The following is a 19,222-nucleotide window of genomic DNA, read 5'->3' as shown; positions in this document are numbered from 1 at the left end:
GAATTTTATCGTTGTCGGTACACTCAGTGTGTTGGTAAGTTTTAAAGCATTTTTAACGTATTTGCAATAATTATTCTTTCAATATTTAAAGTTAAGGTATAAAGTATTCTTGAGTTTGAAGTGAATGTACATTCATTAGTATTTTGATTTTTAAGGGTAAAAAGAATGCATCAGCATATATTACAACTGTATAACAGTGCTAAAAAACAACAAAGATTAATAATTGGTCTGATGAGTGGGACTTCATTAGATGGATTAGATGTTGCATTGTGCAAAGTCTCAGGGCATGGCATGGACACCCAAATTGATGTGTTAGCCTTTGACACCGTTGATTATGATGATGACTATAAACAGAAAATAAAAACAGTATTTGCCAAGCGCGAATGTGATTTGGAGTTAGTTACTTTACTTCACCCTTGGGTGGGGCAATTACATGGCAAAATGGTATTGCAGTGTTTAGCTAAATGGAAAGTTGCTGCAGCTGATATTGATGTGATTGCAAGTCACGGGCAAACTATTTATCACTGCCCTAAAAGTCAGCATAGCCAGAGCGATTTTAATCATGGCACTTTGCAAATAGGTGATAGCGACCATTTAGCGGTTACGACAGGTATTACCACGATTGGCGATTTTAGACAAAAGCACATTGCAGCGGGCGGAGAAGGCGCACCACTTGCGGTATATGGCGACTATTTATTTTTTAGCAGCTTAACTGAAAATCGTATATTACTGAATATGGGTGGCATTGCTAACCTGACTTTTTTACCACAATCTGCTGATGCGAGCGCTGTATTTAGCTCTGATATTGGCCCAGGTAATACCATTATGGACGCTTATATACAGCGTTATTTTGCGCCGCTTCATTATGACAAAGATAGTTTAATTGCCAACCAAGGCCAGATAAATCAGCCGCTGTTGGATGAGTTATGCCAAGATGAATTTTTTAATTTAGACTTTCCTAAGACGACAGGCCCTGAAGTTTTCAATTTGGCTTATTTACACCAAGCACAAACGACAACCAACACCCTACAGCTAAGCCACGAAGATGTGATGGCAACACTAAATCGATTTTCGGCGATGATGATTGCACAGGCTATTAATCAATGCAGTGAAAAATTAGCCGATGTTACAGTTTATGCCAGTGGTGGGGGAATACATAATCCACTGTTGATGAAGCATATTTTATCCTTGTGTCCACAGTTACATGAGATTAAAAACACCCATGCTCTAGGTATCGACCCAGATGCGAAAGAAGCAGTTTTGTTTGCGATTTTAGCAAACGAATGTTTAGTGGGTGGCCAGCAACGTTTTGGTAATCAAGCGCAGGGCATACCTACCATTACTATGGGTAAAGTCAGCTTTGCGGATTAAAATAATGATAAAAATGAACTACTAAAACTTGTCATATATTGGCGCAGTGAATGACTTTTAGAAACTAGAGCCGGCTCGTATTGTGGTATATAACCTGCGCCATATTCCTTGATTGCGACATCAAATTCAGCACTGTCTTTGAGGGTGGCATGTAAACCATGCAACATTAATTGCAGCACATATTCGTCGCTTTCATCACTGAGAGTTATTTTTTCAAGTGTCAGCGTTACCGTACCGGCTTCGATATCGCTCAGACGCAGTGTGTATTGCATAAAGTAACGTGCATCACGCGCTGCTATATGTGTTGCACTTAACGAAACAGTGTCGCCTTCATGCGCATCTTCTGGTAATACACAAAGCAATGTAATTTCATGCTGCGCGTTTGCATTTAGATGCAGCGTATCGTACTCCATAGTATGTGCCATGGCAGCTGATAGCGGATCTTCAAAAGATTGCAGTGCAAAGTTCAAGCGCACTAAAGGAGTGGTCATTGAAGTCAGTCGTCTTTTCTAGGTTAATTAAATCGAATGGAAATTATCCTATAGTTTAATTGCAGATTTATGACTAATTGAACGTATTTTCATCATTTTTAACTTGGCGTGCTAAAACAATGCAGCAGCAGTTGTTTATAGGTAATATCAAGCTTATAAATTTTATAATAATAAATTTAAAATCCATTTTTAAATGTTTACTTAATAGCAGCAAGATTGGCTGATTTACAAATGGGTAATAGCACTCGCAATAAACTGTGATTTGGGTATAGTCAACTTAATATAAATAGCTGAGAATTATCATGTTTAAACGAATAGCGCTCTTTTTATCAGTATGTTTAGTGCCGCTACTGTCTTTTGCTGTAGATAATAAGCCGTTTGTAGGGCAGATAAGTGCAGCTGATTTACTTAACAATTATCAGCAATTTTCCAGTGAATATAATAACTTTGTGCCAACTGTTGCCGAAACACAAGCCATGCAAACACTCAAAGGTAAAGATATTTTGGTGTTATTTGGCACTTGGTGTCACGATAGTCAGCGTGAAGTACCACGGTTACTTAAATTACTTGATAGCTCCAAGGTGGCATTGGCCAGCTTAAAGTTGGTCGCTGTCGGTTATGATAAACGCGATCCTGAAGGGATTGCAGCACGCTACCAATTAAAGTATTCACCAACGATTATAGTATTAACAGCAGGCGAAGAGCTTGGGCGGTTAGTTGAAAAACCAAAGGCGTCTATTGCTTCAGATTTAAGTCAATTTAATCCAGTAACAGAGTAAAAGTATGAGTGATCAAATTATTGCTGCTATTTTGGTATTTGTTGGCTGTATTGTTTTAAGTTTAGTTTTTCACTTTGCACTGAAGAAGGTTGAACGTCGTTTTGATGGCCATGCCGCGGAATCGTTTCGTTTAATTTCAAACTCACAAAAAGCGATTTTGATTTTTATTGGCACTATATTAGCGCTCTCTAAGCTTGATTTTGATGTAACTGGTTTAGTCGCTGGCTTGGGTTTAACAGGGTTTGCGTTAGGGGTTGCGCTTAAAGATGCAATTTCAAATCTCGTTGCAGGGATAATGGTTGTGCTTTATAGACCTATTAAGTTGGGTGATAACATCGAGGTCGCGAGCTGTAAAGGTGTCGTGGTCGATTTAAACCTCAGATATATTACTTTACAGACCGATGGCTGTCGTCATTTAGTTCCCAATTCATTGATGCTCAGTAATAAAGTAACAATAAATAACTCGTAATATTTTCAACTAGCTAATTACAAATGAGCTGATTAAAATAGCCTATAAATCTAAGAGTGATGACTAAACTAATGTTTGAGCAAGTAATCGCGTTAATTGATGAAGCAAATAGTCAGGATCCAAATCAAGAACACTATGCAGGTAAAGTGTGGCCTAAAGAGCGTTTATATTCAGAGCGTATGACGCAGATGTTAAACCGTTTTAAACCTGATGCTGATGAGCTAATGCATATTGCTGTGAGAGCACAGCACATAAAGCGTTGGTGTTCGCCGCGAAGTCACTTTCCAATGGATAAACAAGGCTATCATCAGTGGCGCAGTGCGTTGTATGTTTTTCATGCCAGTACTGTGGTTGAATTAATGCAGCAAGCTGGTTGTTCTGATGTTGATCAGCAACGAGTATATGCAGCGGTTGCGAAAAAACAAATCAAGCGTAATCCTGATAGTCAATTGGTGGAAGATATCGCAAGTTTAGTGTTTATTGAGTATTACATGTTGGCATTTGTGCAAACAAAACCAGACTACGATGAGCAAAAGTGGATTGGGATTTTGCAACGTACGTGGCAAAAAATGTCTACTGAGGCACATGACTTTGTGTTGGCGGGTAATATTACTTTACCAGCGCCGTTAGTACCGCTAATTGAAAAGGCGCTTGCACCGAGTTAATATCTCACTGCGATGAGTAATAAAATGCAAAGGAACTGGATATGCGCTGCCCAAGGACAAATATAGAACTCACTAAACTAATGGTCGGGGGGATCGAGGTTTTCTCATCCGCCAATGGTGGGGTATTTTTTGATAATCGCCAGATTTTTAATTTTAGTGATCCATCTTTAAAAAGAGCGCTGGTGCTTGCTGAGCATTTGGCTGCTTTACCTGACACAGACGTTGATTTAACGGCACGAATTAATTGCCCTAAGTGCCCGAGTATCGTGATGATGCGGCGCTTTTTTACACCTCTTCATGTGGTCGAAATTGATGAGTGCCCAAGTTGTGCGGGTATTTGGCTAGATCCAAAAGAACTTAATAAAATTCACGACAATCACTTAACAGCGAAAGAAAAACAATTACTAGTGAACCAGCAAGCCAATAATCATGGTTTTATACCAATCGTGTTAAGTTACTGACCATTTATAGCGACAGATAAATGGAGTGATAACAAGGCGTAAATTTTGACATGTAGTTGTTCTACTTGAAAAATTTATAACGCAGTTAGCGCTTTATTTAGCTCGCTAGAATGGTTAAATATTTAAGTCGATTGGTATTATACATTTTGAAATACCGACTAATCGATTTAGCCAGCGAGGTATTAAGAAAAACCACAACAAAAATACCGAGAGTTTAGTTGAAATCGCTTTAGCTTCGTTTTTGGACTAACTCTGCAGAGCAACTTAGTCTTGGTTAAGTTGCTGTTTTACGTTTTGTACTTTCGCTAAAATTTGCTTATCAACAACCACAGGCAATACCAATTCTATATTTTCTAATGTGGCGATGACTTGTGTTTTCAACTGTGTCTGCTGTTCAATTTGCATAACTTTAAGTGTTTCAGCGGTTTGTAATTTTACTTGTTCAGTCACTAGCGCTTCAGTTGGGCTTAGTAGCATCAATGTTAGTAGTAATGTATTCATATTAATCTCCTTATTTAAATTACCGCTAAGATAAGGAAATTAGATGACAGTTACGTGTGGCTTATATTGCTACAAAGTTAAACTTTAATGCTGTTTTGATGAAGAGCTAGGCTTGTACTAAGCAGATCAAAGTACCTTCAATGGCTCTTACGTAGGCATAATATTGAGTTCCTCTACAGCTAGGGGGGCAAAGAGGCTCTGCGCCAGCAAGCACCGCTTTATCGTAACTTTCACTGAGATTAGTACAGCTAAAGCGCAGCTCAAAACCTAGCGCTGGTTGCTTTGGGTGAGCGCGGATATAACCTTGTTTAAAATGGGCTTGAGCATACGGGTGATTCGCAAAAGCAATTTTTACATCGCCAGTAGCAAGCTCTCCATATTCGGCATCATCGCTGAGGGCATGAGTGCCAAAACCAAACGCTTGAAAATAAAAGTCTAAGGTTTCTTCAACGTTATCAACGTAGATAACCTGATTGATTAATTCCATTGATGACTCTATTTAAGTTTATTAATACTTTAAATAAAGCACATATATAAGTTTTTAGCGAAAAAACACCTAGTTTAAAGTATCAATTAACAAATGGTTTTGTATATAAAACAAGCATTGACTACAGTGCAAAAGTAATGATAGTGTAAATTGTACCCATAAAACCAACGTTTTTTGGTGGCAAAAGGTGGTGGTTAATTGCTCAAATATTAATTTAAGGCATTTTGATTAAAATATGCAATATAGCCAAATATGGATTAAATAATAATTCACATCAATGCATTGAATTATAACTCACCGCTTGTTTTATAAAGGTAAAGTTTATTAGACTATTAAATATAAATTAAGGATATTTTATGTTAAAAAAACATTGTTTACTTAGTACTCTAGCACTTATGATGTCAGCACCAACTTTCGCAGATAATTCTGCGATGGAAGAGAATATAAATAATAATCAAGCTGAAATTGCTACTACAGTTGTATTTAGTTCTGCCATGATAGCTGGCTGGATTTTGGATGGCGCTAAAAGTGCGGTTAAAGGTGAAGCTAAATCTTTCATTACAAGCTTATTGTTTGGAAATGGCAACACTGGTCCACAAATAGTTCGTATTCATCAAGATGATCTAGACAAAATAGAAAATATTGTCTCCGGAATTGTTTTAACAAGCGATGTTGAAGATGCCAAAAGTCAATTTGAGTCCTTTGGAGACACGCTTGAGTACTATCGTAATTCAGCTCAGGGTGGTAATTTAGATACATCAATTCTCCCTGTTTTGTTGGACTACACCACGTCGCTTAAAAACCATCGTGCTTATAAGGAAAGCTATAATCCAAAATCTTATGCTTTAACTTCTAGTTATGCGCTTATTGCTTCCATGTCAATTGCAGTTCTTACTGAAAGAAAACTACAAGGCTACATTTCTTATGGCTATGTACAGTCACAAGCAAGATCTTTAGCATCGAGATTAAGTAGTTTAGGTGCTCAAACTGATAACTATACAGCTAAGCTAGGACGGATATATCATTTTGGAAATGGTTGTTATGATATGAGAACTAATAACAATTATGTTGATGACTCTGTACCAAGTTATTCTGAATTAAAATATAACGATAGTTCGTTTTCTGATGATAGTGTACCAATGGCGCCTAAAGGTTGTTTGATCAGGGCTTCATTTCCAGGAATGGATACAAAGCAATTTGATACAGCTGTTTATGGTTGGGTTGAAGCAGAAGAACTAGCCTATGAATACATAAATGAAGCAAGAGATAAATATAGAACTACAATTAAAGGTGAAAACTTTAATCAGATTTTATCTACATTAAATAATTTTTAGAAAAAATCTTTTAATGTATCGTTGTAAAATATACCTTTCATTCCCACATAAAGGCAATGAAAGGTATAATTTTAATAAATAATTCGTGATATGTTAGCTATTAACCAAGATAACCAATTATTTATTTCTATTTTCTTTACTAAATGCGCGGATCTTACGTTTTTGCGAAAGAGTCACTTTATTAGTACGTCCTGCAAATGGGTTATCACCTTCTCTAAATTCGATTTTGATAGGTGTGCCCATAATTTTTAATGCTTTACGATAGTAGTTCATTAAGTAGCGTTTATAGCTATCTGGTAAATCATGTACTTGGTTACCGTGAATTACGATACGTGGTGGGTTATAACCACCCGCGTGCGCGTATTTAAGCTTAACGCGGCGACCACGAACCAGTGGCGGCTGGTGATCAGCTTGTGCCATGTCCATGATGCGGCGCAGCATAGCAGTGCTAATACGCTTAGTTGCTGATTCATAAGCTTCGTCAATTGACTCAAACAAATGACCAACACCTGTACCATGTAAAGCTGAGATAAAGTGTAAGCGTGCAAAGTCAATAAAGCCTAAGCGACGGTCAAGCTCCGATTTAATACGATCTTTCACGTAATCATCAAGGCCATCCCATTTATTCACAGCAATAACCAGTGAGCGGCCAGAATTTAAGGCAAAACCAAGTAAGCTTAAATCTTGATCCGAAATGCCAGCGCGGGCATCTACAACCAATAGCACCACGTTACAATCTTCGATTGCTTGGAGGGTTTTGATCACTGAGAATTTCTCAACCACATCGCTGACTTTTTTGCGTTTACGTACACCAGCGGTGTCGATCAACACGTATTCTTTTTCGTTACGAGTCATTGGAATATAAATAGAATCGCGGGTTGTGCCCGGCATATCATAAACAATAACGCGTTCTTCACCTAATATACGGTTAGTCAGTGTTGACTTACCTACGTTAGGACGACCGATAATAGCAAGTTTTACTGGCTTATCTGCAAATGCTTCATGCGCTGTAGAATCTTCATCATCTTCAGAGTATAAATCGATTAACTCGTCGTCATCGCCTTTACCATCATCATTTTGCGCACTCAGCTCTGCAAGCAAAGGCTGTAAGGTGTGTTCAAGTAACAAGGTAATACCACGGCCATGAGCGGCTGCAATATGATGTACTTCGCCCAGTGACAATTGGTAAAACTCAGCACAATTTGAGTCAGCATCAATACCATCAGTTTTATTGGCAACAACAAAGCTTTTCTTTTCTTGTTTACGTAAATGGTTGGCAATAGCTTGATCAGCTACTGTCATACCTACGCGTGCATCAACTAAGAATAATACGATGTCGGCTTCTTCAATCGCCAGTAGCGATTGATCAGCCATTTCGATCTCGATGCCTTCTTCAGAGCCATCAATACCGCCCGTGTCTACCACGATAAATTCATAGCCATCGTAATTAGCTTGGCCATATTTTCGATCTCGCGTTAAGCCTGGAAAATCGGCAACGAGTGCATCACGCGTACGTGTTAAACGGTTAAATAATGTGGATTTGCCCACATTGGGTCGCCCAACTAGAGCGATCACGGGAAGCATAAACTACCTCTTAAAAAAACAACAAAAGGCTTCGCATAGCGAAGCCTTAAAAAAATAAATTAACTATTAATAACTTATAGTTATTTAGCAAATTAGTCCGGTATTTTTACCGCACTAACTTCACCATCTCGGGTGTATAAAATCAGTTTGTCGTCAGCAACAATTGGCTCAATAAAAAAGCCTGAACTGTCGAAGTCTTCACGCGATACAAGTTCGCCTGATTCTTTATTCAGCCAATGTAGATTACCTTCTTGGTCACCCATGGCTAAGTAATTTCCTGCTACCGCAGGCCCTGTTAAGTACCAACCACGAAGGGCTGGCTGACTCCAGCGTTCAATGCCAGAGGTTTTATCTAATCCATAAACAACACCATTACTATCTACTACGTAAATAGTTTGGGTATCCATGGCAATTTCACGGTAACTGCTGTATTCGCGTTTCCAGACAACATTACCAGAGCGAATATCTACAGCTGCTAAGTTACCATTATAGGCAATAGCATACGCATAAGGACCACTGATCAGAGGTTGTGTATCAACATCGACTAAACGTTCGAATTCTGATGCGCCTTTTGCTGTAGCAATTTCAGCACTCCACGCAGAGTAACCACTGTCAGAGATAAGTACGCTTAACTTGCCTGTTTCAAGGCCAACTAATACACCGCCGTTAGCAACGGTCGGAGAGCTTTGTCCGCGTAGTGTTAATGCGGGGACTTCTTGCTCATGGCTCCAACGCTCTTCACCGGTATCAGGGTGAAGGGCTAATAATTTACCTGAGCCTAGGTTAACATATATAAGGCCATCACCGGCAGCTGGTTTTGCTAACACTTCACCGGGTACTTTTTTGCGCCAAACAACATCACCCGTTTCACGGTCAAGGGCAACTAAATAACCATGCTCAGAGCCGATAAAAATTTTACCATAAGCTTGTAAAATACCACCTGATAATTTTGCACTAATGTCGCTTTGCCATGGCCAAAAGGTCAAATTTTCGCGAACATCAGTCTCCCAAAGAGTATTACCGTTTTCAAGCGATAGCGCTTCGACTTTACCAGCACGGTTAGCTACAAAAACACGGTCTTTATATACCGCCGGTGTTAGCCGAGAAAAGTAATGTTCAACACCGTCACCAATGCTTTCTTGCCAAATTACTTTGGTTTCAAACTGATTAACGATTTCAGGCAATACCAGTTCGTCTTCGTCATCGCTTGATGAACAACCGACTAAGGTTGCCATACATAGCGCTATGGTTGCCGCTGTTAATTTTTTCATGGTAACCCCTTACGCCGTTGGGCTAGTTACTGCTAAGTCATCAAGTTTGATTTGCAATAATGGGTTATTCTCCAGACCGCCCGCATCAGCAGCAGTCTGATAAGCACTGCGAGCTTGATTTGCATCGCCTTGAGCTGTGTATATATCACCTTTAAGCTCAGCGACTGTTGCAGTGAATGAATCTGCAAGTTTAGCGTTAAGCGTTGTTAAAGCTTGGTCGTATTGCTGCTGTGCTATTTGCACGCGAGCTAAACGGGTGGTCGCCGTTGCTTTTAAATCTGCATTGGTAACATTAGTCATTATCCAGCTGAGTTTTTCACTGGCTACATCAAGTTGACCTTTTTCTACGGCTTCTTTAGCAGCAACAAAGGCTGCAAGTGCGCTGTAGTTAGTATCTTTGTGCTCTGCGATAAATGTATCTGCCGAACCTAATACTTCACCACCTTCAACCAGCTGAGTATATGCATCAGAGGCACTTTCAGCAGTTGTAATTTGATTTTGGTTATATGCTTTCCAGCCATACAAGCCACCTAAACCAAGCACTACACCTAGCGCCAGTGATACACCATTTTCACGAAAAAAACGTTTGATCGCTTCAGCTTGTTGTTCTTCTGTTGAATAAATATCCATTACTACCTCGTCTTTTTTAGCTGTTTATTAGCTCAGCTAAAAGCGTTTTAATTTGTTCTAATTCTAAGGTGACCTGTTCTTTACGCTCACGTAAATACTTAACTGTCACTACGCCTTGTTCTAATTCATCTTCGCCGATAATCAGTGCAACGAGTGCATCGCTTTTATCTGCGCGTTTAAGTTGTTTCTTAAAGTTACCGCCACCGGCATGGACCATGATACGTAAGCCAGGTACTTCAGCACGTAATTTAGCTGCGATAATAGGGGCTTGAATGCTGGCTTTGTCCCCCATCGCTGCCAAATATACATCAGCGTTGCGACGAATGTCACCAACACATTCCAATGCTTGTAACATTAACACTAAACGTTCCAGACCCATAGCAAAGCCCACAGCTGGCGTTGCTTTGCCACCTAATTGCTCAACTAAGCCATCATAGCGGCCACCTGCACATACAGTACCTTGTGAGCCGAGGCTATCTGTAACCCACTCAAAAACAGTACGGTTATAGTAATCAAGGCCACGAACTAACTTTTCATTAACCGTGTATATGACGCCTGCGGCGTCTAAACGTTCACATAAATTTTCAAAATGTTCTTTTGATTCAGCATCTAAGTGTTCAGACAGTTTTGGTGCATCAACTAAAACCGCTTGTACATCAGGGTTTTTGCTATCTAGCACGCGCAGTGGGTTGCTGTACATACGACGTTTTGAGTCTTCGTCTAGTTCATCAATATGTTGCTCAAGATAAGCCACAAGTGCATCACGGTATTGCGCGCGAGCTTCGTTTGAACCTAAAGAATTAAGCTCTAAACGAACATGTTCGCTGATGCCAAATTGTTGCCATAATTGCGCCGTCAGTAAAATCACTTCAGCGTCAATATCAGCGCTGGCAATACCAAAGGTTTCTAAACCAAATTGGTGAAACTGACGATAGCGACCTTTTTGCGGACGTTCATGACGAAACATTGGGCCCATATACCAAAGGCGTTGCTCTTGGTTATACAGTAAGCCGTTTTGATTACCAGCACGTACACACACAGCAGTACCTTCAGGACGAAGTGTTAAGCTGTCGCCATTATTATCGGCAAAGGTGTACATTTCTTTTTCAACGATATCGGTGACTTCACCAATTGAGCGTTTAAAAAGATCGGTTGATTCTACAATTGGAAAACGAATTTCTTGATAACCGAACGATGCTACTGTCTCGCGTAAGATGTTTTCTACTTTCTGCCAAACTTGGGTATCGCCCGGCAGACAATCGTTCATTCCACGTATTGCCTGAATTTGTTTTGCCACTGCTAAATCCTAAAAACTGTTTTTTGCGTAATAAAAGATGACTACACAACAAGAATGCTAAAAATTGACCCGTCATTATAGCGTTCTAGCTATAAAGGTAAACGGCAAACGGCTTTGTTTGCCGACTATATTGTATTTATTCGACGATTTTGATGTCGATAGGGGTCTGTTTTTCTTTTTGTGCGATAAAGTCGCGTACATAACCTTCGAGTTGATCAACAATATTGTTGTTATCAATTCGGGCTTTTTGACGTTCGCCATTAATATAAAGGCCAGAGCGGCGATTTGCACCAGCTAAGCCAATATCACTCACTAACGCTTCGCCAGGGCCATTGACCACACAACCAATAACCGATACTGATACCGGTTCGATGATATCTTCCAAACGCTCTTCAAGTTGGTTCATGGTACTAACCACATCAAACTCTTGACGTGAACAGCTCGGACAGGCAATAAAGTTAATCCCGCGAGAGCGAATGCGCAGTGATTTTAAAATATCAAAACCGACTTTGATCTCTTGTACTGGATCAGCCGCCAACGATACTCGCAGCGTATCGCCGATACCTTCGGCAAGTAACATACCTAAGCCTACAGCTGATTTCACTGAGCCTGAACGCATACCGCCTGCTTCTGTGATCCCTAAGTGCAGAGGTTGGTCAATTTCTTTAGCAAGTAAGCGATATGCTCCCACAGCTAAAAACACATCAGAAGCTTTTACTGATATTTTAAATTGATCAAAATCTAAACGGCGCAAAATATTCACATGGCGCATGGCTGATTCAAGTAACGCTTCAGGCGTTGGTTCGCCGTACTTTTCTTGTAAATCACGCTCTAATGAGCCGCCATTAACACCAATACGAATTGGAATGTTGTGCTCACGGGCAGCATCGACTACCGCGCGAATACGTTCTTCACTGCCAATGTTGCCAGGATTAATACGTAAACAATCAACACCATACTTTGCGACTTGCAAAGCAATACGATAATCAAAGTGAATATCTGCAACCAGTGGAATGGTGACTTGTTCTTTTATGCTTCTAAATGCTTCGGCGGCGTCCATAGTCGGCACGGAAACACGCACTATATCGGCGCCGGCATCTTGAATAGCTTGAATTTGTGCAACAGTTGCATCAACATCCATGGTATCGGTGTTGGTCATTGATTGCACGGCAATAGGGGCGCCATCACCGATCGGTACGTTACCCACGTTGATGCGGGTAGATTTTCTGCGTTTAATGGGAGATTCTGAAAACATAGTGACTACTCTGTTAACGGTAAATTAAATTTGGCTAAACGATTTTTTGGGAAACTGGAAATATCAATCTTTTCACCGTCAAGAGTGATATCAACAGCTTGATGCTTACCAAGCACGATAGAAAAAGGCAGATGACCTGATAAAGTCATATCATAACCCGCTTTTTTAACACCAAACGCCACTTTATCACCTTTGCCGTCATGAATTTCAACCCAACTTTCTTCATTGAAATGCATAACTATGGTGCCAAGGCCATCATTTTGTGGCTCGCTTGACGCTTCGCTCTGGGCAACGTCTAGTTCGGTGGTATCGGCTTGTTGCTCCATAATTTGCGCCGCAGTGGGGTCATCAATCGATTCATCAGGGCCCGCTTGTTCTAGCTGGCTGATTGACGCCACGTCAGGCTCTGCTTGTGCGACTGCAACTGTCTCTTCGGCAAAGCTATTTAAAGATTGCGTTACAACTTGTTCGTCAAGAGGGGTTGAATTTTGCCACCACCATAATGCGGATGAACCAATAACAATTGCCAGAATAACGTAACTCACCAGCATCAACCGACTATCATGGGCTTCTTTTTCTGTTCGTCTAGAAAAGCTTTGCATGTTGGTTTTTTTAACGGTTTCCTGAGGTTCAGGGAACAGCGCTAAAACGGCCGCAGTATCTAAATTAAAGGCGCGACAATAACTTTTTGCATAACCTTTAACAAAGGTAGCAGGGCCGATTAATTGGTGTTCGTCATTCTCAAGACGTTGTAATTGCAACACCGATAATTTTAAATTTTTTGCCAACTCTTCTAAGCTGACATTCGCTTGCTCGCGGCTACTTTTTAAAGTTTGGCCAAGAGTGAGCGTTGTTGATTCCGTATTTTCATCATTCATAATGAGTATGATTCAGGGTCCACTAGTAACAGTCTATGCCCAGGTTTAAGTGCAACATCCGGGCTTAATTTATTCCATCGCATTAACTGATCAATTAACAAGCGACGCTTGGTGGCAATACTATACAAAGTATCACCGACGTTAATTTCGTAATAAATGTTGGGATCGTTGAGATAAATTTTCGTCCCATTGACCACCCGATCAGATTCTTTCAGACCATTCCATTGGAGTAATTTCTGTAGTTTAACATTGTATCGTACTGAAATGCTAAATAGGTTTTCACCATCTTGCAAAACATGGTAAGGCGTCGTTAATTGTGGGATCCGCGAATTTAGCAACGGTGCGTGAGTATTTTGTTGCGGATCTTGAAAACGGATCTCAGGTGTAGAGCTATAACTTGACTCTGCGAAGACGGCAGCGTTGCGTTTTGGCTGGTAAAAAACCACCTTTTCTTCATCCGTTAATTCATCACTAAATTGTGCTTGGCTTGAAGCCTGGCTGTTATTTGCAACGGCTTGGCTATCAGTGGGCGCACCAAAAGAAACAATTGTTACACCATCTTGTGCTTTGCTACTACGAGCAAGCGTTTGGGGAGGCGTTGCGGCAGTCGCTGTGGGCGCTGTTGCTAAATGCACAGTTGGTATTGCTAATGCTTTAGCAACTGCCTCCTCAGAGGCTAGTGATGCAATGTCCGTCGCTTGAGTTGAATTTACAGCTGGATTGTTTGGTGCTTGTGCGACCGCCAGAGCAGACATTACTGCCACAGGATCATTATTGTTTGCTGGGGCACTGATCTGTACAGCGGTAGTATCAACGTTTGTTTGCACTGGCGTTGTTATTGCTGTGGTACTTAAAGCCGCCAAAATACCACTCGTATCGACTGGTGTTGATACTGTTGCTTGGCTTTGCTGGCTACTTAGTGATGCGGTGCTTTGCGTTGGCGCAACCGGTGAGGTTAGCAACGCGGTAGTTAATTCATTGCTGCTTGCATTGTTATTTTTAACGGCCATTGTTGGCGTTGTGATACTTTGCGCCGACGTACTAGTTGTTGGCGCTTTTTTCTTTTTTACAATGCGTATTTTGGGTGCCGAGATCACCTCTCCCGCAGGGCTATTTGCTTGTAGCTCATCTAATTTTGCTTGGCGGTATTGCGAGCGCAGTATTTCAAACTCACTACGTTTGATTTTTTGCTCGCGAATTATCCCCGCTTCACTTGAGGTTGGGTAGGTTTGCAATATCATTGCCGCAGTGGTTTCGGCTTTTTCAATGTGGCCCATGCGCTGCTCAACTAAATAGCTTAATAGCAATGAGCGAGACGATACTTGACCACTATTCTCATAACGCTCGAGTATTTCTTTTGCTCTATGTAAATCACTTTTAGCGTAATACAAAGCGGCTAAACTGATCAGTGATGAGGCACGCATTGAACTGTGATTAATGGCCGATTTGAAATATTTTTCAGCGTTATCAAAATCATCAAACTCAATGGCGCACAAAGCTAAATTTTCATAACTTTCTGCTACTCGTATATAACTTGGGATGGCAATGGCTTTGAGTAGTTGTTCTGTGGCGCGGCCGTACTCGTCAATACCGCATAAAAATACCCCGTAGTTATTTCGGGTATTAGGATCATTGGGATCAATTTTTATTGCTTTTTGATAGGCTTTATCGGCTTGTACGTTTTCGCCGACTTGTTGGTAATAATAAGCAAATGAATAATGGACTTCAGGAAGATCAGGAGAGAAAGACGCGGCGCGTTCGAGGTTATACTTTGCTTGCGAGCTATTACCAGTGCTTAAATATTCTAATGCTAAGGCTATTCGGGTACGTGCTGCGCCGGTATTATTGATTTTATTTTCAACGACTGGTTTGTCATTGCCATCATAACTATTTTCAGTTACACACCCTGTTAAAGCGAGTGCACTGATAGTTAAAGCAAGTAAAGATCGCATTACTTCTTCTCTTTATTATTGTCCATGCACCTATATTACCGAAAAGCCCTTATCTTGCATCATTTATTTAAAAATAAAGCAGCGCTAAGGGCTTTTGATTCACGACAACAGATTATGCTTGGTGGATATTAACCGCAATCGCATTATCGTCGCGCATTTTCTTTTTCGCTAAACGTTTTGTACGGTCAACTACATCACCAACTAACTGGCCGCAGGCCGCATCAATATCATCACCGCGAGTACGACGAACAATACAGGTAATACCTGCTGCTTGTAGCACTTTTGAAAAGCGGTCAATACGGCTGTTACTAGAGCGTGTATATTCGTTACCCGGGAATGGGTTAAACGGGATAAGGTTCACTTTAGATGGTGTGCCTTTGAGTGTTTTAACTAATTCATGGGCTTGATCTGTGCTGTCATTAATACCATTTAGCATCACATACTCAATGGTCACATCTTTATTGGCTTTAGAGCCATCAATGTAACGACGACACGCCGCTAAAAACTCTTCAATTGGGTATTTTTTATTGATTGGCACTAAAATATCACGTAATGCGTTATCAGGTGCGTGTAGAGAAATAGCCAATGCAACGTCGATTTTTTCTTTCAATAAATCAAGTGCAGGCACCACACCAGAGGTACTTAAAGTAACGCGGCGTTTAGATAAACCAAAACCCCAATCGTCCATCATTAATTCCATTGCCGGAACTACGTTTTTAAGATTAAGCAATGGCTCGCCCATGCCCATCATAACGACGTTGGTGACCGGACGCTTTTCACTGTTGCCATCAAGGCCTATGTCTTTGGCCACACGCCAAACTTGGCCGATAATTTCAGATACTTTTAAGTTACGGTTAAACCCTTGCTGCGCTGTTGAGCAAAATGTACATTCAAGCGCACAACCAACTTGCGATGATACACACAAAGTGGCACGTTCTTTTTCTGGGATCCATACGGCTTCAACTTCTTGGCCGCCTTCAAGTATCAGCGCGTACTTGATTGTACCGTCACTGGCTTGTTGGCGTACGGTGATCTCAGGCGCGACAATTTCACATTCTGCTTTTAGTTTTTCTTTCAGCTTTTTGTTAACGTTGCTCATTTCGTCAAAGTTATCAACGCCAAAATGATAAATCCATTTCATCACCTGATCGCCACGGAATGGCTTTTCACCGAACGATACAAATAACTCGCGCATTGCATCTCGGTTTAAATCTAATAAGTTAATCTTTTTTTGCTCAGTGGTCATGAAACAACCTTAATCAGTGACGGTGGTGATAAAAATTTACAAAGGCGAATTGTACACAATTCACTCACTTTAATCATTAAGTAAAACATCATAAATTAGATAATTAATACTTTAACTAATGACTAAAAAAGGGCTCGAAAGCCCTTTTTACTTTTGCTTAGCGCGTTCGAATTAACGAGTACGTGGGCAAAGCTCTTCGTCTGCGAAGAAGTACGCGATTTCGCGAGCAGCAGATTCAACAGCGTCTGAACCGTGAACAGCATTTTCGTCGATGCTATCAGCGTAGTCAGCACGTAAAGTACCAGCTAGTGCTTCAGCAGGGTTAGTAGCACCCATGATTTCGCGGTTTTTAAGAACAGCGTTTTCGCCTTCAAGAACTGTAACCATTACTGGACCAGATGTCATGAAAGATACTAAAGCACCAAAGAAAGGACGCTCGCTGTGTTCTGCGTAGAAACCTTCCGCTTTCTCTTGTGAAAGGTGAACCATTTTAGCTGCAACGATTTTAAGGCCAGCAGTTTCGAAACGGTTGTAGATAGCGCCGATGTGGTTTTTAGCAACTGCATCAGGTTTTACGATTGAGAAAGTACGCTCTAAAGCCATCTTTATGCTCCAATAATTTTTAAGTAAAAGTGTGAATATTAACGGGCGCGAATTATACGCGTTTTAGTAGGCAATGCCTAGTTTTATTAAAAACTAGCTTGATGACAATTGTGCGATTTTTAAATGTTAGGCAATCACCACGCATAGAAAAGCATGATGCTGTGAATTAATTAATGATCTAACATTGCATGGGACTACGTATTACTTAATTTAGCTAATAATAAGTTGAAATATTTTTCGAAGGTTATTTTTAGTACAAAATGGTGCTCAGTGACTATAACGTTTAGGCCCTTATCTGTAACTGCACTATTAAAAATTACCTTAAATTTTATTAACCTTATGTTTTAATTATTTATTTTAAAATTATTGATAGGCGCTTTTGTATCATTCGAGCTTTTACCATTTAAACTGCTATAAGGTGCACAATAGAAAATCCACTTTTAGCTTAAAATGATTATTTTAGTTAAATTCTACTAAATTTGGGGACTTGGTTTACACTCAAGTTATAACCATGAAATAAATTAAAGGTTTTAATATCTTCGTGCTTCATTTCATCCATTTCATTGATAGTAGGTTGCTATGTTTTTTAATAACACTATAAAAAGTGAGAATGCTAAATTAAAAAGTCAGCTTTTTGTGCAGAATCAAGTAAGAAAAAGCTTAGACGAAGAAATGCTAGTTTTAATCATTGATAAGACTGGGCTTATTACAGCGCAAAATAAAAACTTTGCAAACGAGCTTGGTTATCCTGAACAGCAACTTATTGGAAAGAGGCTACTAGATTTTGTGCCAAGTAACGCCAGACAGACAGGGCATTTTAAAAGTTTAAAAAAAGCATTAGAGAAGCATGAACATTGGGCTGGTGCATTGCAGTTTGTTCATGTTAATGGTGAACAAGACTGGCTAAGAAGTATTTTACAGCCGATTATTGATGAGCAAGGTAAGCTAGTTGAGTTTACTCTGCATTCAAATGTGTTAACGCGTACGATTGAAACCTCCCGTGAGCATCAAGATTTAATTAAGGCATTACATCGTGCCATGGCCGTTATTGAATTTGATACTAATGGCATTGTATTGACGGCAAACGAAAACTTTTTGGCGGGAATGGGATATTCACTTAAAGAGATTGTTGGCCAACATCATCGTATTTTTTGTGAACCAGAAGAGGCAAATTCACCTGAATATGAAGCCTTTTGGAAACAGCTCAAAAGAGGCGAATACGTTTCAAGCCGTTTTAAACGCATAGACAGTTATGGGCGAGTGGTTTGGCTTGAAGCTTCTTATAACCCGATTTTCAATGAGCAAAACGAACTGTATAAAGTGGTTAAATTCGCTACTGTTATTACTGAGCAAGTTGAGCGGGAGCTCGCAATCGCAGAGGCGGCAGATATTGCCTATAGCACTTCAACTGAAACTGACCACCTTGCAGATCAAGGTGCTGCTGTCATTGAGCAAGCGGTTAAAGTAATGAATGAGCTGGCGGTGCAAATGTCGCAAGCAGGGGATGAAATATCAGCATTGGATAAACAATCACAGTTAATTGCCAGCATAGTGCAAAGTATTAGCAGCATTGCTGATCAAACTAATTTGCTAGCCTTAAATGCGGCGATTGAAGCAGCAAGAGCTGGTGAGCAAGGGCGAGGTTTTGCGGTAGTCGCCGATGAAGTGCGTCAATTAGCATCTCGAACCAGTAAAGCCACAGAAGAAATTGTTGAAGTGGTACAAAAAAATCAAAGCTTAACGCAGTCAAGCGTAAAAGCCATTAAGCAAGGTGAAGATAAAGCACAAGAAGGGTTAGAGCTGTCAAACGAGTCTGGCATTGTGATGAGCAATATTAAAAAAGGTGCCCAGCAAGTCGTTGATGCAGTGAGCCAGTTTGCCAATCAATTAAAGTGAGTTTTATGATTTCGATCAAAACATCTTAATTTAACGTACCATATACTGCCGC

The 19,222-nt window shown here is 40.3% G+C and carries 18 protein-coding genes and 1 pseudogene; 7 read left to right on the top strand and 12 right to left on the bottom strand.

Features of this window, described 5'->3' with window-relative positions; all coding sequences use genetic code 11:
* Positions 1-165: 165 nt before the first annotated feature.
* A complete protein-coding gene (locus tag FW757_RS15100; RefSeq protein ID WP_446441391.1) occupies positions 166-1,371 on the top strand; it encodes an anhydro-N-acetylmuramic acid kinase in 1,206 nt (401 codons plus the stop codon).
* Here FW757_RS15100 and FW757_RS15095 read toward each other — a convergent pair.
* A complete protein-coding gene (locus FW757_RS15095) occupies positions 1,368-1,862 on the bottom strand; it encodes a hypothetical protein (protein ID WP_182718264.1) in 495 nt (164 codons plus the stop codon). The genes FW757_RS15100 and FW757_RS15095 overlap by 4 nt on opposite strands.
* Before the next feature lie 302 nt (positions 1,863-2,164).
* Between FW757_RS15095 and FW757_RS15090 the strand changes: the two genes are divergently transcribed.
* The 4 genes and pseudogenes from FW757_RS15090 to FW757_RS15075 form a co-directional block, all read left to right on the top strand.
* Positions 2,165-2,641: a TlpA family protein disulfide reductase gene (locus tag FW757_RS15090; protein WP_446441390.1), complete on the top strand. Its 477-nt coding sequence runs from the start codon at positions 2,165-2,167 to the stop codon at positions 2,639-2,641.
* 4 nt (positions 2,642-2,645) lie between these two features.
* On the top strand, positions 2,646-3,110 hold the full coding sequence (locus FW757_RS15085) for a mechanosensitive ion channel family protein (protein ID WP_446441389.1): 465 nt from the start codon (positions 2,646-2,648) through the stop codon (positions 3,108-3,110).
* Positions 3,111-3,181: 71 nt separating this feature from the next.
* On the top strand, positions 3,182-3,775 hold the full coding sequence (locus FW757_RS15080; RefSeq protein ID WP_182797828.1) for a DUF4202 domain-containing protein: 594 nt from the start codon (positions 3,182-3,184) through the stop codon (positions 3,773-3,775).
* Positions 3,776-3,816: 41 nt separating this feature from the next.
* A pseudogene (locus tag FW757_RS15075) lies at positions 3,817-4,221 on the top strand (TFIIB-type zinc ribbon-containing protein); the annotation flags it as partial.
* Positions 4,222-4,500: 279 nt separating this feature from the next.
* Here the strand turns inward: FW757_RS15075 and FW757_RS15070 are convergent.
* Both FW757_RS15070 and FW757_RS15065 read right to left on the bottom strand, forming a co-directional pair.
* A complete protein-coding gene (locus tag FW757_RS15070; RefSeq protein WP_182718269.1) occupies positions 4,501-4,737 on the bottom strand; it encodes a hypothetical protein in 237 nt (78 codons plus the stop codon).
* Positions 4,738-4,843: 106 nt separating this feature from the next.
* Positions 4,844-5,224 carry a VOC family protein gene (locus FW757_RS15065; protein WP_182797820.1) on the bottom strand — a complete coding sequence of 127 codons (381 nt, stop codon included), beginning with the start codon at positions 5,222-5,224 and terminating at the stop codon, positions 4,844-4,846.
* Positions 5,225-5,580: 356 nt separating this feature from the next.
* Here FW757_RS15065 and FW757_RS15060 point away from each other — a divergent pair, with 356 nt between their 5' ends.
* On the top strand, positions 5,581-6,558 hold the full coding sequence (locus FW757_RS15060) for a hypothetical protein (RefSeq protein WP_182797821.1): 978 nt from the start codon (positions 5,581-5,583) through the stop codon (positions 6,556-6,558).
* Between the two features lie 117 nt (positions 6,559-6,675).
* Here FW757_RS15060 and der read toward each other — a convergent pair whose 3' ends face one another.
* The 9 genes from der to ndk form a co-directional block, all read right to left on the bottom strand.
* On the bottom strand, positions 6,676-8,142 hold the full coding sequence (der, locus tag FW757_RS15055) for a ribosome biogenesis GTPase Der (protein WP_145239710.1): 1,467 nt from the start codon (positions 8,140-8,142) through the stop codon (positions 6,676-6,678).
* A 92-nt stretch (positions 8,143-8,234) separates the two neighbouring features.
* A complete protein-coding gene (gene bamB, locus FW757_RS15050; protein ID WP_182797822.1) occupies positions 8,235-9,413 on the bottom strand; it encodes an outer membrane protein assembly factor BamB in 1,179 nt (392 codons plus the stop codon).
* Positions 9,414-9,422: 9 nt separating this feature from the next.
* Positions 9,423-10,043, bottom strand: a complete 621-nt coding sequence (locus FW757_RS15045; RefSeq protein ID WP_149981918.1) for a YfgM family protein — start codon at positions 10,041-10,043, stop codon at positions 9,423-9,425.
* Between the two features lie 16 nt (positions 10,044-10,059).
* A complete protein-coding gene (hisS, locus tag FW757_RS15040; RefSeq protein WP_446441388.1) occupies positions 10,060-11,340 on the bottom strand; it encodes a histidine--tRNA ligase in 1,281 nt (426 codons plus the stop codon).
* A gap of 136 nt (positions 11,341-11,476) precedes the next feature.
* The gene (gene ispG / locus FW757_RS15035) at positions 11,477-12,595 is read right to left on the bottom strand and encodes a flavodoxin-dependent (E)-4-hydroxy-3-methylbut-2-enyl-diphosphate synthase (RefSeq protein ID WP_145239699.1); all 1,119 of its coding nucleotides are present in this window, start codon (positions 12,593-12,595) and stop codon (positions 11,477-11,479) included.
* A gap of 5 nt (positions 12,596-12,600) precedes the next feature.
* Positions 12,601-13,473 carry a RodZ domain-containing protein gene (locus FW757_RS15030; protein ID WP_446441387.1) on the bottom strand — a complete coding sequence of 291 codons (873 nt, stop codon included), beginning with the start codon at positions 13,471-13,473 and terminating at the stop codon, positions 12,601-12,603.
* Positions 13,470-15,425 carry a type IV pilus biogenesis/stability protein PilW gene (gene pilW / locus FW757_RS15025; protein WP_446441386.1) on the bottom strand — a complete coding sequence of 652 codons (1,956 nt, stop codon included), beginning with the start codon at positions 15,423-15,425 and terminating at the stop codon, positions 13,470-13,472. The genes FW757_RS15030 and pilW overlap by 4 nt, the downstream gene beginning before the upstream one ends.
* Positions 15,426-15,537: 112 nt before the next feature.
* Positions 15,538-16,671 (bottom strand): bifunctional tRNA (adenosine(37)-C2)-methyltransferase TrmG/ribosomal RNA large subunit methyltransferase RlmN, encoded by a 1,134-nt coding sequence (locus FW757_RS15020; protein WP_145239689.1) that lies wholly within the window; start codon positions 16,669-16,671, stop codon positions 15,538-15,540.
* A gap of 171 nt (positions 16,672-16,842) precedes the next feature.
* Positions 16,843-17,274, bottom strand: a complete 432-nt coding sequence (gene ndk / locus FW757_RS15015) for a nucleoside-diphosphate kinase (RefSeq protein ID WP_008111339.1) — start codon at positions 17,272-17,274, stop codon at positions 16,843-16,845.
* Between the two features lie 579 nt (positions 17,275-17,853).
* On the opposite strand from ndk, the gene FW757_RS15010 reads away from it, so the two are divergent.
* Entirely contained in the window at positions 17,854-19,170 is a 1,317-nt protein-coding gene (locus FW757_RS15010; protein WP_182794370.1) for a methyl-accepting chemotaxis protein, read from the top strand.
* Positions 19,171-19,222 lie beyond the last annotated feature (52 nt).

Source organism: Pseudoalteromonas sp. 1181_04, assembly GCF_052850545.1.
The sequence above is the reverse complement of the archived record's forward strand: the minus strand, read 5'-3'. Positions and strand labels throughout refer to the sequence as shown.

Excerpts from the sequence above, each read along its gene's own strand:
- FW757_RS15100 (WP_446441391.1), top strand. The coding sequence starts at position 166 with ATGCATCAGCATATATTACAACTGTATAACAGTGCTAAAAAACAACAA.
- FW757_RS15095 (WP_182718264.1), bottom strand. The coding sequence starts at position 1,862 with ATGACCACTCCTTTAGTGCGCTTGAACTTTGCACTGCAATCTTTTGAA.
- FW757_RS15090 (WP_446441390.1), top strand. The coding sequence starts at position 2,165 with ATGTTTAAACGAATAGCGCTCTTTTTATCAGTATGTTTAGTGCCGCTA.
- FW757_RS15085 (WP_446441389.1), top strand. The coding sequence starts at position 2,646 with ATGAGTGATCAAATTATTGCTGCTATTTTGGTATTTGTTGGCTGTATT.
- FW757_RS15080 (WP_182797828.1), top strand. The coding sequence starts at position 3,182 with ATGTTTGAGCAAGTAATCGCGTTAATTGATGAAGCAAATAGTCAGGAT.
- FW757_RS15070 (WP_182718269.1), bottom strand. The coding sequence starts at position 4,737 with ATGAATACATTACTACTAACATTGATGCTACTAAGCCCAACTGAAGCG.
- FW757_RS15065 (WP_182797820.1), bottom strand. The coding sequence starts at position 5,224 with ATGGAATTAATCAATCAGGTTATCTACGTTGATAACGTTGAAGAAACC.
- FW757_RS15060 (WP_182797821.1), top strand. The coding sequence starts at position 5,581 with ATGTTAAAAAAACATTGTTTACTTAGTACTCTAGCACTTATGATGTCA.
- der (WP_145239710.1), bottom strand. The coding sequence starts at position 8,142 with ATGCTTCCCGTGATCGCTCTAGTTGGGCGACCCAATGTGGGCAAATCC.
- bamB (WP_182797822.1), bottom strand. The coding sequence starts at position 9,413 with ATGAAAAAATTAACAGCGGCAACCATAGCGCTATGTATGGCAACCTTA.
- FW757_RS15045 (WP_149981918.1), bottom strand. The coding sequence starts at position 10,043 with ATGGATATTTATTCAACAGAAGAACAACAAGCTGAAGCGATCAAACGT.
- ispG (WP_145239699.1), bottom strand. The coding sequence starts at position 12,595 with ATGTTTTCAGAATCTCCCATTAAACGCAGAAAATCTACCCGCATCAAC.
- FW757_RS15030 (WP_446441387.1), bottom strand. The coding sequence starts at position 13,473 with ATGAATGATGAAAATACGGAATCAACAACGCTCACTCTTGGCCAAACT.
- pilW (WP_446441386.1), bottom strand. The coding sequence starts at position 15,425 with ATGCGATCTTTACTTGCTTTAACTATCAGTGCACTCGCTTTAACAGGG.
- FW757_RS15020 (WP_145239689.1), bottom strand. The coding sequence starts at position 16,671 with ATGACCACTGAGCAAAAAAAGATTAACTTATTAGATTTAAACCGAGAT.
- ndk (WP_008111339.1), bottom strand. The coding sequence starts at position 17,274 with ATGGCTTTAGAGCGTACTTTCTCAATCGTAAAACCTGATGCAGTTGCT.
- FW757_RS15010 (WP_182794370.1), top strand. The coding sequence starts at position 17,854 with ATGTTTTTTAATAACACTATAAAAAGTGAGAATGCTAAATTAAAAAGT.